Here is a 13,967-nt window from a genome sequence, read left to right as displayed (position 1 = left end):
CCGTGAACCCGTCCCGCACACAGGTTACGGTCACGGGCATGACGTCGATGTGGGGTGCACCCGCGCTGTCGCGGGTGCGGGCCTGGCGGCGCGCCCGGCGCGACCCGCGGCAGGCGAAGTTCCTGACCGCCGACTCGCTGCGCTGGGTGCTGCGAAACCGCGCGTACACGCCCTGGTACCTGGTCCGGTACTACCGGCTGCTCAAGTTCCGGCTCGCCAACCCGCACATCATCCTGCGCGGGATGCTCTTCCTCGGGAAGAACGTCGAGATCCACTGCCGGCCGGGGTACGGGCGGCTGGAGATCGGCCGCTGGGTGCACATCGGCGACGGCAACGCCATCCGCTGCCACGAGGGTTCGCTGCGGATCGGCGACAAGTCGGTGTTCGGCCGCCAGAACGTGATCAACTGCTACCTCGACATCGAGCTCGGCGCGGCCACGCTGGTCGCCGACTGGGTGTACATCTGTGACTTCGACCACGTCATCGCCGACATCCACGTGCCGATCAAGGACCAGGGCATCGTGAAGTCGCCGGTGCGGATCGGGCCGGACACCTGGCTCGGCACGAAGGTCAGCGTGCTGAAGGGCACCCGCATCGGCCGTGGTTCGGTGCTGGGCGCGCACGCGGTCGTCCGCGGGGACATCCCGGACTACTCGATCGCGGTCGGCGCGCCGGCCCGGGTCGTCCGCAACCGCGAAGACGACTACGCCGCCGACGCCGCCCGTCGCGAGGCTGTCGCGGACATGGCCCGCAAGGCGAACAAGGCGCTGCAGAAGACCCTCGGCGAGCAGTAGATCTACTCAGGTTTTCCGCCCTCGTCCTGGCCATACTGACCGGGTGGGGGAACTCCGGACCGCCTGGTCGTCGCTCGTGCTGGCGCTGTGTGCCGTCGGCCTGCTGCTCGTCGTCCCGTTCCTGGTGCTGCTCGGTTTCCTGGCGAGCATCCCGGTGTTCGGCGAAGCCGGCGACGGCGCGGACGGCTACCTGACGTGGGCGGCCTGGCTCGGCGCCGGGTTGCCGCTGGTCGGCGTGGTCGTCGCGGCGGCCGCGCGGCGTCGGGGGTGGACGTGGTTCTTCGGGATCTGCCTGGCCGTCGCCGCCGCGGTCGCGGCGCTGAGCTGGGCGGACGAGCTCCGGCACGCCCCGCCCCCGTCGCCGGGGCCGCGCCACTGCGTCGAGCGCAGCGGCGGCGGCAACGACTGCCCGGGCGGCTGACCTACTCCTCGAACGTCATCTCCGGCGGCGGCCGCCGGAAGCCGCGGGTGATCGCCGCCAGGACGACGACGCCGATCGCCAGCCAGACCAGGCCGAACACGAGCGCGATGCCGTCCAGGTTGACCAGCAGCCACAGATCGACCACGGCGCCGATCACCGGGAACACCACCCAGGTCAGCACGCGTTTCCCGGCCCGGTCGCGCAGCCAGGTCGCGACCACGCTGACGTTGACGAAGGTGAACGCCGTGAACGCGCCGAAGTTGATGAACGACGTCGACGTGCTGACGTCCAGCGCCAGCGCGACCAGCCCCACCAGCCCGGTGAGGACGATGCCGAACACCGGCGTCGCGAACCGCGGCTGGAGCTTGCCGAAGACGCGCGGCAGGACACCGTCGCGGCCCATCGCGAACATCAGCCGGGACGCGCTCGCCTGCGCGGCGATCCCCGACGCGAACTGCGCCACGACGAGACCGGCGAGGAAGAACGACGCGAAGAGGTTGCCGCCGATCGTCGTCGCGATTTCGAACGCGGCGGACGACTCGTCGGTGAACGCGCTGCCCGGGTGGGCGAGCTGGGTGAAGTAGGCGAGCACGACGAAGATGCCGCCGCCGATGAGCGCGGTCAGCAGGATGGCGCGCGGGATCGTCCTGCGCGGCTCGATGGTCTCCTCGGTCAACGTCGTCACGGCGTCGAAGCCGAGGAAGGAGTACGTCGCGAGCGCGGCGCCGCCGGAGACCATGCCCAGCGTGGTGCCCGCGTGGAAGAACGGCTGCGTGCTCGCCAGCGAGCCGCCGACGTGCAGCACCTGCTTGACCGAAAGCACGACGAAGAACCCGATCACGAGGATCTGGAACGCCATCAGGACGAAGTTGGCCTTTTCGGCGATCTTGATGCCGAGGACGTTGAGGATGGTCGTCACCGCGATGAAAGTGATCAACCAGATCCAATTCGGCACGGCGGGGAACTCGGCCGAGAGGTAGGCGCCGCCGATCAGCCAGATGACCATCGGCAGGAAGAAGTAGTCGAGCAGCACCGCCCAGCCGACCAGGAACCCGGCGCGCGCGTCGACCGCTTTCCGGACGTAGGTGTAGGCCGACCCGGCGACGGGGTGGGTGGCGGCCATCTTCCCGTAGCTCGCCGCCGTGAACAGCATCGCGACCAGCGCGAGGAGGTAGGCCGAGGGCACGGTGCCCTCGGTCGTCGTCGCGACGATGCCGAACGTGCCGAGCACGATCAGCGGCGCCATGTAGGCGAGCCCGAACAGGACGACGCCGGGCAGGCCGAGCCGGCGCTGCAGGGCGGCCGGGGCCGCGGCCGTGGTGGTCATCGGTCGTCTCCTTCTTGTGGACGCCAGCGGTCCGGGTCGATCCGGCCCTGGTAGAGCGGCAGGCGCAGGGGTGCGTCGGCGGGGGTGAACTGCGCCCACATGCGGTTGGTGCCCGCGGTGCCGTCGCGTCGGACGCGGGCCACCTCGTCGAGGTCGATCGTGTGGGCGAGGACGCCGTCGTCCGGGCCGGGCAGTGCGCCCAGGACGTCGCCTTCCGGGCCGACGAGCAGGCTGTCGCCCATGCCGAGCGGGCCGGCCGTGTTCACGCTGGCGACGAAGACCTGGTTGACGATGGCGTTCGCCCGGGCCAGGACCAGTTCCTGAGCCCGGTCGGGGGTGGTGGTCTGCACGGGGTTGAGCACGAGTTCGGCGCCCATCCAGGCCAGGTGACGGGTGACTTCGGGGAACCAGGCGTCGTAGCAGATCGAGAAGCCGACGCGGCCGGCGTCGGCCAGATCGGCGACGACGAAGCGGTCGCCGGGGTCGTACGGCTCGTACGGCCGCCAGGGGAAGACCTTGCGGTACCAGCCGGCGAGCTCGCCTTGCGGGGAAAAGACCAGGGCGGTGTTGAACAGCTCGCCGTGGTCGCCGGTTTCGCACACCGTGCCGGGCGCGAGCCAGATGCCCAGGTCGCCGGCCAGTTCGGCGAGCTCCTTGGTGCGGTTTCCGGCCAACGGCTGGGCGGCGGCCCGGAGCTGCTCGGTGCGTTCGCCGCCTTCGCCGCCTTCGCTGTTGACGCCGCAGAGGTGCAGCTCCGGGAAGGCGGCCAGGCGCGTGTCCGGGAACCGGCGAAGGACGGCCTCGACCTCGCCCGCGAACCCGGCGTCTCCGGCGGGGCGGGGCGGCGCTTGCACCAGGGCGATCGGCAGGGGGCGCGGCATGGACGAAAAATAGTCCATCTTGAACACTTAAACAAGAGTGCTCAAGATGAGCAGTTTGTGCGGTACGGTCGGTTCATGGCGACCGCAGATCTGAGCGCGCCCGCGTTGACCGGGATCCGGCGGCTGTCGGCACTGGACACCGTCCGCGCCCGGATCGCCCTCGCCGTGGAGCTCGGCCTGCTGAAGCCGGGGGAGCGCCTGCCGGCGAACGGCGAGATCGCGCGGGCCCTCGGCGTCGCCGAGATCACCGTGCGGCGGGCGCTGGAGTCCCTGGCCGAAGACGGGCTGATCGAACGCCGCCGCGGTCGTGCGGGCGGGACGCTCGTGGCCGAAAACCCGCCGGCGGAGCGGGTCCGCGAGGTGGGCGCCTACCGCGAGTCGGCCGCCGAGGTCCGCGAGCTGATCGACCACCGGCTGGTGCTGGAGGTGGGCTTGGTGCAACTGGTGGCGAAGCGCGCATCCGACCTCGGGCGGCTGCGGACGCTGGTCGCCCGGATGGACACGGCGGCGGGCTGGGCGGAGTTCCACGAGCTCGACGCGGAATTCCACCGGACGGTGGCCGCCCCCGGCCCGGCCGCGGCGGTCGCGCAGTACGAGGTGGTGCTGGCGGAGCTGTACCGGTTCTACCTGCCGTACCCGATGGCCAAGCTGCGCGACTCGAACCGCGACCACGCGCGGTTGGTGAAGGCATTGGCCTCAGGCGACCCCGACGCGGCGGCGCGGGTCACGCGCAGGCACGTACGCGGGTTGCACCAGACGATGTTCGTGGGCCTCGGCTGAGTCGGAGAGGCATCGGGTCGGCCGAGGCGGTGGCCATCGGGTCAACCCGCCTTTGCGGCGGCGGGCGTTGCTCGCCGGATGGCTGGCCGGGTTCGCGGCGCGTGGGCGTCGGGTCATCGCCGCCTTTGCGACACCCGGCCGATCGGCGGTGAGCATCGGCTGATCGGCCGATCTCCCCACCGGCTGCGCCCGCCACCCTGAGCTCATGTCGATCACCCGGTTCGCCGTTCCGCTGCTCACCGCGGCGGCGCTGCTCCCCGCCGTCCCCGCGGTCGCCGCCGCCGACGGGCTCTCCTGGCAACTCTGCTCCGCCGTCGCGAAGGGCTGGGACCCCGGCGACCACCGCACCGAGTGCGCGCTCGTCCCCGTCCCGCTGGACTACGCCGACCCGGGTGGTCCGGAAATCGACATCGCCGTGAGCCGGATCCGGGCGACCGGCGAGCGGACCGGGGCCGTGCTGCTGAACCCCGGCGGTCCCGGCCAGTCCGGCCTCGACATGCCCCGCAGCATCGCCGACAGCCACGCCGCCGGCATCGGCGTCCACCACGACCTCGTCGGCTTCGACCCGCGCGGGGTCGGCTACAGCGCCGATCTGCCGTGCGCCGTCGACGTCCAGGAGCCGGATCCCGGCCTCCCGGACAAGGAGAAGGCCCGCGAAGCCGCGGAGCGCGCCGCCAAGGCCAACCGCGAGTGCGTCGCCGCGCACCCCGCCTTCGTCCGCAACCTGACCACGCCGACGATCGCCCGCGATATGGACCGCATCCGCGTGGCGCTGGGCGAAGACAAGATCGGCTACTACGGCGTCTCCTGGGGCACCGCCCTCGGCGCGCAGTACCGGACGCTCTTCGACGACCACGTCGACAAGATGCTGCTCGACTCCGTCATGCCGCCCGATCTGAACGTCACGGCGATGGACGACGGCCAGGCGACCGCCGGCGAGAACACCTTCCACGACTTCGCGTCCTGGATCGCCCGCTACGACGCCGTCTACCACTTCGGGACCACGGAGCCGGTGGTCGCGAAAGCCCTGCTCGACCTGCGGGCCGAGCTGACCGCCCACCCGCGCGGCGACGTGGACGGCGCGACCGTCAACGGCATGCTCGCCAACCCCCGCCGCGACTGGGCCGACCTGGCCCAGCAGCTGGCAGCGATCCGCGACGGCGGCACAACATCACCCGATCGTGCGAAGCAGCCGGGACAGCTCGGCTGGGACGGCGAGGCCCACGCGTTCAACCACTTCCAGCAGACGGCCCTGCTCTGCAACGAGTCGGCGAGCCCCCGCGACTTCGAGACCGTCTGGCAGCACCGTCTCGACCGGATGCGGCGCCTGCCGGTCGCGGGTGGCTACGGCTTCTACGAACAGCTTTGCGTCGGCTGGCCCCTGCCCGCGCGGCCCTGGACCTTCACGGCCGGGACGAGCCCAGTGCAGCTGGTCGGCCACGTCTACGAGCCGGTCACGCCGATCGGCTGGGCGATCGGCATGCGCCGGCGGATCGGCGGCGCGCTGATGACGATCGAGGACGACGCCCACGGCTCGCTGTCGTCACTGCCCTGCGCCGCAGCCGCGGTCACGTTCTTCGACACGGGCACGACGACGTCGAAGTCGTGCCCCGGCGAGCCGGTCCCGGCGCCGTGACTCAGGTGCGGGCGCGCAGCTGGTCGCGGACCTCCATCAGCGCGAAGCCGAGCAGGTTGAGCCCGCGCCAGTAGTCCGGCTTGGCCGCGTTCTTCTCTTCGCGGGCGAGGCCGGTGCCCCAGACGAGGTCCTTCTTGGACGCCTCGACGAGCACCGCCTCGCCGGTCCCGAGGAGGAACCGGCGCAGGTCGCGGTGGGCGCGGAACTTGGCCAGGTTGCCGTCGACGACGATGTCGAACCGGTGGCGCTCCCAGGTGGCGGCGTCGAACCCGGCGACCTCGCGGCCGAGCACCTTCGCCGTCTTCGGGTCGGGCGTGGTCCGGATCAGCTCCGCCTTCTCGTGGTCTCCGAACAGCGACGCCTTGCCGGCCATCATGTAGTGCTCGGCGGTGGGGTAGACGACGCCGTCGGCCTCGAACGGGTCGAGCCACCACTGGCTCAGGCAGCTCGCCGTCACCCGCCCGGACTTCGACGGCGTGTGGCCGTAGAACAGCAGGTATTCGGGCTCCGCACCCTCGTGGACCTTTTCGCGCAACGCCTCGACACTGCGGACCCCGTCGACCTTCACCATCCGACTAGTGGACCACGTGCTCAAAGCAGGAAGTGGAACAGGGGGCTGCCCGGCTCGATCCGCTCCACCTGCAGGGGGCTCGCGTCCATCCGGGCCAGCAGTCCCGGGAGGTCGGACGACCGGGCGATCTCCACGCCGACCAGCGCCGGGCCCATCTCGCGGTTGGTGCGCTTGACGTACTCGAAGCGGGTGATGTCGTCCTCGGGGCCGAGCACCTGCTCGAGGAACCGCCGCAGCGCGCCCGGCTCCTGCGGGAACCCGACCAGGAAGTAGTGCTTCAGCCCTTCGTGCATCAGCGAGCGTTCGAGGATCTCGCTGTAGCGGCTGACGTCGTTGTTGCCGCCGGAGACCAGGCACACGACGGTCTGGCCCGGCTCGACGTCGACGACCGTGCCGAGCGCCGCCGCGGCGAGCGCGCCCGCGGGTTCGGCGATGATGCCGTCGGACTGGTACATCGCCAGCATCTCGGTGCACACCGCGCCCTCGGCGACCGCGGTCAGCTCGGCGCCGCTTTCGCGGATCAGCGGGTAGGTGACGCCGCCGGCCTCGCGGACGGCGGCGCCGTCGACGAACGAGTCGAGCTGGGGCAGCCGCACCGGCCGCCCGGCGTCCAGCGCCGCCGCCATGCAGGCCGCGCCCGCGGGCTCGACGCCGACGATCCGGACCTCCGGGTGCCGCTCGCGCAGCCAGCTGCCGACGCCGGCGAGCAGCCCGCCGCCGCCGACCGGCACGACCACGACGTCGGGGACGAAGCCCAGCTGCTCGATGACCTCCACCGCGACCGTGCCCTGGCCGGCGACGGTCCGGATGTCGTCGAACGCGGGCACCAGCGTCGCGCCCGTGCGCTGGGCGTCCTCGTTGGCCGCGGCGAAGGCGTCTTCGTACGTTTCGCCGACGACGATGACCTCGATGTGCGCGCCGCCGAGCGTCGCGATGCGTTCGCGCTTCTGCCGCGGCGTCGTCCCGGGCACGTACACGCGGCCGCTGGCGCCCAACCGGCGGCACGCGTACGCGACGCCCTGGGCGTGGTTGCCCGCGCTCGCGCAGACGACGCCGAGCTGCCGGGTCGGCTCGTCGAGCTGGACGATGAAGTTGTAGGCGCCGCGGATCTTGTACGACCGGACGGTCTGCAGGTCCTCGCGCTTCACCCAGACCTGGGCGTCCACCCGGGACGACAGCCGCGCGCTCGGCTCCAGCGGCGTGCGGGTCACCACCCCGGCCAGCCGCTCGGCGGCCTTTTCGATGGTCGCGGCGGTCACCGTGTCGATGTCGTGCACCCCGATGAATCTACGACTCGCGCGTCCCGGGCAACCTCCCGGGCCTCCGGGCGCATCAGAGGGGTGACGAACAGGATGGGGGGCGCCGATGGACGCCGGTTTCACGGAGTACGTGACCGCGCGGACGGCTTGGCTGCGCAAGGTCGCGTACCTGCTCTGCGGGGACTGGCACCGCGCCGACGATCTGGTCCAGTCGGCGATCACCCGGCTCTACGCGAACTGGCCGCGGGCCGCGCGGGCGGACAACCTCGACGGCTACGCCCGCCGGACGCTGGTCAACACGTTCCTCGCCGAGCAGCGGACGTCCTGGTGGCGGCGGGTCGACCTGCGCGGAACGGACCACGATCCGCCCGCGAATGGCCCGGACGTCGACACGGCACTCGACCTGCGGGCCGCGCTCGACCGGCTGCCGGCGCGGCAGCGCACCACCGTCGTGCTGCGTTACTTCTGCGACCTGCCGGTCGCCGACACCGCCCGGGCACTGGGGTGTTCCGAGGGCACCGTCAAGAGCCAGACCGCGAAGGCCGTCGACGCGCTGCGCGAGCTGCTGCGCGAGCCGATTCCGGAGGGACGAGCATGACCGACCACGAGCTGGCCACGAAGCTGAAGGAGCTGGCCGACGCGCCCGCGCCGCCGCCCCGGATCGACCTCGACCGGGCCCGCCGGCTGGGGGGACGTCGTCGGCGCACGCGGACCACGGCGCTGGTCGTCGGCTGCACCGCGGTGGTGACGGCCGCGGGCCTGACCGCCGTGTCGGTGTTCCGGACCACGCCACCGCCCGCACCGGCGGCCGTCCTGCCCCAGCCCGCGCCCGTCGCGCCGGCGCCCACCGACAACCCGCTGGTGACGAAGGCGAGCTTCGGCTGGCTGCCGGAGCCGATCAAGGGCATCGAGTACGGCGTCGGCGGCCACGGCGACTACGCGCTGGCCATCGGCCGCGGCGACCTGGCGCCGATGATCTGGCTCGCGGTGTACGACCAGGAGCCGCCGTTGGACCGCAGACGTGACATGGGCGGGCGGGCGGTGCGCGTCCCGGTCCGGGTCGGCGACCGCGACGGCTACTGGGTCACGGCCGACGCGAGGGACCCGCTGAACCACGGCAACAGCTACCTGCGCTGGCCGACCGGGGACGGCCGCTGGGCCGAGCTGAACGCCTACTACCTCGCCCTTCCCGACCTGCGGCAGGTCCTGCTGCGCGTCGCCGGGGAGGTGACGTTCGCGAACCGCGCGGTGCCCTTGCCACTGCACGTCACCGGTCTGCCGGAGACGTTCCGCGTCGCCGACGTCAACCTGTGGCGCCGTCCCGACACCGACAACGTCCCGTGGCGGGCGGTGCTCCAGTACTCGTCGAACAGCGCACTGGCGACGATCACCGTCTCCCTCCCCGGCGGCCAGGCGGACGGCCTCGGCAAGCCCGTGTGCACGACGAAGAACGGGCTGCAGGCGTGCGTCGCGATCGACCAGCCGAAGGCGGCGGGCATCACGTCGAAGGAGCTGCTGGGCCGGATCACGCTGATCGGCCCGGACGAGGCGAAGTGGACTCCGCACGTGATCGGCTGATCAGCCCTTCGGCACCGCGGGGTAGGGGACGAAGGTGCTCGTGTTCTCGTCCACCGTGAGCTGCTTGCCGATCGTCGGGAACGCGCGCTGCGAGCACGCCGGGCGTTCGCAGACTTTGCAGCCCATGCCGATCGGGGTCGCCGCGGCGGGTTCGTCGAGGTCGAGGCCGGTCGAATAGACGAGCCGCCCGGCGTGGCGCAGTTCGCAGCCGAGACCGACCGTGAACGTCTTTCCCGGGCTGCCGTAGCCGCCGATGTTGCGCGACACCGTGCGCGCGACCCAGAAGTAGCTCTTGCCGTCGGGGAGCGTCGCGATCTGGGTGAGGATCTTGCCCGGCTGGGTGAACGCCTCGTAGATGTTCCACAGGGGACAGGCGCCCCCGACGCGCGAGAAGTGGAACCCGGCCGCGGACTGCCGCTTCGACATGTTCCCGGCCCGGTCCACCCGCACGAACGAGAACGGCACCCCGCGCTGCTTGGGCCGCTGCAGCGTGGACAGCCGGTGGCACACGGTCTCGAAGCCGACGCCGTAGTGGTCGCACAGCCGCTCGATGTCGTAGCGGAACCGCTCGGCCGTGGCCAGGAACGGTCCGTAGGGGAGGATCAGCGCCCCGGCGAAGTAGTTCGCCAGGCCGACCCGGGCGAGCGACCGCGCGGCAGGACCGGAGAACGCCCACGAGTCGGCCAGCTCGGTGATCAGGTCGTCGTACTCGAGCAGCGCGATCTGCGAAGCCATCCGGAACGCCTGCTGCCCGACCCGAAGGCTCGGCGCCAGCCGCAGCACCCGCGTCACCGGCTCGTAGCGGTGCTGCTGGCCGGCGGCCTCGTCGATGCCTTCGCTGGTGACCTCGACGCCGTAGCGCTGCGAAAGGCGTTCCTTCAGCGCGCTGAGCACCTGGCCGCGCTGCAGCGGGATGTCGGCGGCCATCTTCTCGGCGCGTTCGTCCAGCTCGGCGACGTAGTTCTCGCGCTCGTAGAAGAAGTCGCGCACCTCTTCGTGCGGCAGGGGCGCGGCGGCGCTGCCGTGCAGGCCCAGGCCGTTTTCCGTGGTCAGCGCGGCGGTGTTCTCGACGGCGTTGCGGTAGCTGCGGTGCAGCTTGACCAGCGCCTGCGCGATCGCGGGCAGGTTCGTGGCGAGCTCGTTCAGCTCGCCCATGGTGACGTCGACGCCGAGGGCCTCGTCGAGCAGCGCTTCCTTGACGTCCGCGACCAGCCGCGAGGTGTCGTTGTTGGCGAAGAACTCCGTGTCGACGCCGAACGCCTGCGTGATCCGCAGCAGCACGGGGACGGTCAGCGGGCGCGAGTTGTGCTCGATCTGGTTGAGGTAACTGGGTGAGATCTCCAGCACACGGGCGAGGTCCGCCTGGCTCATCGCCCGGCTTTCGCGGAGGTGCCGCAGCCGCGCGCCGGCGAAAGTCTTCTCCATTCGTGCCCTCCTTTCCGGAAGGTTTCCGGTCCTGAACGGTTACGTGAACGGTCAAGAACGCGGATTTTCGCGGTGCTTGCGAACCGGCGATTCGCAACCTTTGCAAAGAGCGTACGGACCCTTCGCACAAATTGGCAAATTGGACAACTGGACCCGATTTTCGCTGCCGTGTCAGGGTCTGACCAAGCAAGGCGAGCAATCGCAAACTTCGCAACACCGGGAGTACCGATGACGGAACAGGCCAAGCAGGCGGCCGCGGAGCTGGCCGCGCAGTGGGCGAGCGACCCCCGCTGGGCTGGCGTCCAGCGCTCCTACTCGGCCGAAGACGTGATCAAGCTGCGCGGCAGCGTCGTCGAGGAGCACACGCTGGCCCGCCGCGGTGCGGAGAAGCTGTGGAACCTCCTGCACACCGAGGACTACATCCACGCGCTGGGCGCCCTGACCGGTAACCAGGCCGTGCAGCAGGTCCGCGCGGGCCTGCAGGCCATCTACCTGTCCGGCTGGCAGGTCGCGGCCGACGCCAACCTGTCGGGCCAGACCTACCCGGACCAGAGCCTCTACCCGGCCAACTCGGTGCCGGCCGTGGTCCGCCGCATCAACAACGCGCTGGGCCGCGCCGACCAGATCACCTGGGCCGAAGGCAACACGGACATCGACTGGTACGCGCCGATCGTCGCCGACGCCGAGGCCGGCTTCGGTGGCCCGCTCAACGCGTTCGAGCTGATGAAGGGCATGATCGCCGCCGGCGCCGCGGGCGTGCACTGGGAAGACCAGCTCGCGTCCGAGAAGAAGTGCGGCCACCTCGGCGGCAAGGTCCTCATCCCGACCAAGCAGCACGAGCGCACGCTGAACGCCGCGCGCCTCGCGTCCGACGTGCTGAACGTGCCGACCCTGGTCGTCGCCCGCACCGACGCGCAGGCCGCGACGCTGCTGACCAGCGACGTCGACGAGCGCGACCAGCAGTTCCTCACCGGCGGCCGCACCGCCGAGGGCTTCTACGAGGTCCGCAACGGCATCGAGCCCTGCATCGAGCGTGGCCTGGCCTACGCCCAGTACGCCGACCTCCTCTGGATGGAGACCTCGGAGCCGGACCTCGAGGTGGCGCGCAAGTACGCCGAGGCCATCAAGGCGAAGTTCCCGGACCAGATGCTGGCCTACAACTGCTCGCCGTCGTTCAACTGGAAGAAGCACCTGGACGACGCGACGATCGCGAAGTTCCAGCGCGAGCTCGGCCACATGGGCTACAAGTTCCAGTTCATCACGCTGGCCGGCTTCCACGCGCTGAACTACTCGATGTTCGACCTGGCGCACGGCTACGCCCGCGAGGGCATGACCGCCTACGTCGACCTGCAGGAGCGCGAGTTCGCTTCGGAGAGCCGCGGCTACACCGCCACCAAGCACCAGCGCGAGGTCGGCACCGGCTACTTCGACAACGTCGCGACGGCGCTGAACCCGGAGAGCTCCACCACGGCGCTCAAGGGCTCCACCGAAGAAGCCCAGTTCCACTGATCCCGGCCGCGGCCGGCGGCGGCACCCCCCCTCCGCCGCCGGCCGCGTCCCTCCCTCTTTCCTTCCCTGCCCACAGCTCGCGGAGGCACCCCATGGTTGATCGGCTGAACTACCGCATCGAGGTCACCGGACCGGTCGAGGGCCGGTTCGCGGAGATCCTCACCCCGGCGGCACTCGACTTCCTGGCCAAGCTGGACAACACGTTCGCCGGTCGCCGGCGCGAGCTGCTCGACGCCCGCCGCACGCGGCGCGAGGAACTGCAGTCCGGCGAGAAGCCGCTCGGCTTCCTGCCGGAGACCCGCCGGATCCGCGACGACGAGTCGTGGCACGTCGCCCCGACCGCGCCCGGTCTGGAGGACCGCCGCGTCGAGATCACCGGCCCGACCGACCGCAAGATGACGGTCAACGCGCTGAATTCCGGCGCGAAGGTGTGGCTGGCGGACTTCGAAGACGCGACGTCGCCGACGTGGCACAACGTCATCGACGGCCAGCTCAACCTGTTCGACGCGATCCGCCGCAACATCGACTTCACCACCGAGGCCGGTAAGCACTACGCCATCGGCGACGACCCGGCGACGATCGTCGCGCGCCCCCGCGGCTGGCACCTGGTGGAGAAGCACATCCGCATCGACGGCCGCCCGGTGTCGGCGAGCCTGGTCGACTTCGGCCTGTACTTCTTCCACAACGCGCGTCAGCTGGTCGCCCGCGGCGTCGGCCCGTACTTCTACCTGCCGAAGCTGGAGAACCACCTCGAAGCGCGGCTGTGGAACGACGTCTTCCTCCTGGCGCAGCGCGAGCTCGGCATCCCGCGCGGCACGATCCGCGCGACCGTGCTGATCGAGACGATCACCGCCGCCTTCGAGATGGACGAGATCCTCTACGAGCTGCGCGAGCACGCGGCGGGTCTCAACGCGGGCCGCTGGGACTACATCTTCAGCATGATCAAGAACTTCGCCGCGCACGGCGCCGACTTCGTGCTGCCGGACCGCGCGCAGGTCACGATGACCGTGCCGTTCATGCGCGCCTACACCGAGCTGCTCGTGCAGACCTGCCACAAGCGCGGCGCGCACGCCATCGGCGGCATGGCCGCGTTCATCCCGAGCAAGGACCCGGAGGTCAACGCGACCGCGATCGAGAAGGTCCGCGCCGACAAGGAACGCGAGGCCGGCGACGGCTTCGACGGCTCCTGGGTCGCGCACCCCGGCCTGGTCCCGGTCTGCCGCGAGGTCTTCGACCGCGTGCTCGGCGGCTGGCCCAACCAGCTCGGCAAGCTCCGCGAAGACGTCCACGTCACGGCGGAGGACCTGCTCGACGTGGCCAGCGCCGGCGGCGAGGTCACCGAAGCGGGCGTGCGCGCGAACATCAACGTCGCCCTGCGCTACGTCGACGCGTGGCTGCGTGGCACCGGCGCCGCGGCGATCCACAACCTGATGGAAGACGCGGCGACCGCGGAAATCGCGCGGTGCCAGGTGTGGCAGTGGATCCGCAACGGCACGAAGCTCGAGGACGGCACCGCGCTGACCCGCGAGCTCGCGGTCGAGTTCCTGGACGACGAGCTGACCAAGGTCCGCGCGGACCTCGGCGAGGGCAACCGCCTCGACGACGCCCGCGAGATCTTCACCGAGACCGCGCTGGGCGAGAAGCTGCCCAGCTTCCTCACCACGGGTGCCTACGCGCGGTACCTTACGGACGCCCGGTAGCAGGGCCCCGGCCTCCCCTACCTGACGAGGGGAGGCCGGATCCACACTGGTTGGGATGGTGTGGACCGGACCGGTCCGGTCGGCGG

At 71.0% G+C, this 13,967-nt stretch carries 13 protein-coding genes; 8 read left to right on the top strand and 5 right to left on the bottom strand.

Going from position 1 to position 13,967, the window contains the following annotated elements:
- Positions 1-38: 38 nt before the first annotated feature.
- Together ACH54P_RS20800 and ACH54P_RS20795 are read left to right on the top strand one after the other, a co-directional pair.
- Positions 39-794, top strand: a complete 756-nt coding sequence (locus tag ACH54P_RS20800) for an acyltransferase (RefSeq protein WP_489915173.1) — start codon at positions 39-41, stop codon at positions 792-794.
- 43 nt (positions 795-837) lie between these two features.
- Entirely contained in the window at positions 838-1,215 is a 378-nt protein-coding gene (locus ACH54P_RS20795; protein WP_489915171.1) for a hypothetical protein, read from the top strand.
- Position 1,216: 1 nt separating this feature from the next.
- On the opposite strand, the gene ACH54P_RS20790 is transcribed toward ACH54P_RS20795, so the two are convergent.
- Positions 1,217-2,542 carry an APC family permease gene (locus ACH54P_RS20790; RefSeq protein WP_489915169.1) on the bottom strand — a complete coding sequence of 442 codons (1,326 nt, stop codon included), beginning with the start codon at positions 2,540-2,542 and terminating at the stop codon, positions 1,217-1,219.
- Complete coding sequence (locus ACH54P_RS20785; protein WP_489915167.1) at positions 2,539-3,423, bottom strand: carbon-nitrogen hydrolase family protein; 885 nt, start codon at positions 3,421-3,423, stop codon at positions 2,539-2,541. The genes ACH54P_RS20790 and ACH54P_RS20785 overlap by 4 nt, the downstream gene beginning before the upstream one ends.
- A gap of 75 nt (positions 3,424-3,498) precedes the next feature.
- Between ACH54P_RS20785 and ACH54P_RS20780 the strand changes: the two genes are divergently transcribed.
- Together ACH54P_RS20780 and ACH54P_RS20775 are read left to right on the top strand one after the other, a co-directional pair.
- Positions 3,499-4,203 (top strand): FadR/GntR family transcriptional regulator, encoded by a 705-nt coding sequence (locus tag ACH54P_RS20780; RefSeq protein ID WP_489915165.1) that lies wholly within the window; start codon positions 3,499-3,501, stop codon positions 4,201-4,203.
- A gap of 205 nt (positions 4,204-4,408) precedes the next feature.
- A complete protein-coding gene (locus tag ACH54P_RS20775) occupies positions 4,409-5,839 on the top strand; it encodes an alpha/beta fold hydrolase (protein ID WP_489915163.1) in 1,431 nt (476 codons plus the stop codon).
- Between the two features lies 1 nt (position 5,840).
- Here the strand turns inward: ACH54P_RS20775 and ybiA are convergent, their stop codons facing one another.
- Both ybiA and ilvA read right to left on the bottom strand, forming a co-directional pair.
- Positions 5,841-6,410, bottom strand: a complete 570-nt coding sequence (gene ybiA, locus ACH54P_RS20770; RefSeq protein WP_489915161.1) for a riboflavin biosynthesis intermediates N-glycosidase — start codon at positions 6,408-6,410, stop codon at positions 5,841-5,843.
- 20 nt (positions 6,411-6,430) lie between these two features.
- Entirely contained in the window at positions 6,431-7,687 is a 1,257-nt protein-coding gene (ilvA, locus tag ACH54P_RS20765; protein WP_489915159.1) for a threonine ammonia-lyase IlvA, read from the bottom strand.
- 88 nt (positions 7,688-7,775) lie between these two features.
- On the opposite strand from ilvA, the gene ACH54P_RS20760 reads away from it, so the two are divergent.
- The gene (locus ACH54P_RS20760) at positions 7,776-8,267 is read left to right on the top strand and encodes a SigE family RNA polymerase sigma factor (RefSeq protein ID WP_489915157.1); all 492 of its coding nucleotides are present in this window, start codon (positions 7,776-7,778) and stop codon (positions 8,265-8,267) included.
- Complete coding sequence (locus ACH54P_RS20755; protein ID WP_489915155.1) at positions 8,264-9,247, top strand: hypothetical protein; 984 nt, start codon at positions 8,264-8,266, stop codon at positions 9,245-9,247. The genes ACH54P_RS20760 and ACH54P_RS20755 overlap by 4 nt, the downstream gene beginning before the upstream one ends.
- Here the strand turns inward: ACH54P_RS20755 and ACH54P_RS20750 are convergent, their stop codons facing one another.
- Positions 9,248-10,672 carry a short-chain fatty acyl-CoA regulator family protein gene (locus ACH54P_RS20750; RefSeq protein WP_489915153.1) on the bottom strand — a complete coding sequence of 475 codons (1,425 nt, stop codon included), beginning with the start codon at positions 10,670-10,672 and terminating at the stop codon, positions 9,248-9,250.
- A gap of 228 nt (positions 10,673-10,900) precedes the next feature.
- Here ACH54P_RS20750 and aceA point away from each other — a divergent pair, with 228 nt between their 5' ends.
- Both aceA and aceB read left to right on the top strand, forming a co-directional pair.
- Positions 10,901-12,181 (top strand): isocitrate lyase, encoded by a 1,281-nt coding sequence (gene aceA, locus ACH54P_RS20745; RefSeq protein ID WP_489915151.1) that lies wholly within the window; start codon positions 10,901-10,903, stop codon positions 12,179-12,181.
- A 92-nt stretch (positions 12,182-12,273) separates the two neighbouring features.
- Positions 12,274-13,881, top strand: coding sequence for a malate synthase A (gene aceB / locus ACH54P_RS20740; protein WP_489915149.1), 1,608 nt, complete (start codon positions 12,274-12,276; stop codon positions 13,879-13,881).
- The last annotated feature ends 86 nt before the right edge of the window (positions 13,882-13,967 follow it).

The sequence above is a fragment of the Amycolatopsis sp. N2S4-7 genome, from assembly GCF_058119595.1.
This window is presented reverse-complemented; position numbering and strand designations above follow the sequence as displayed.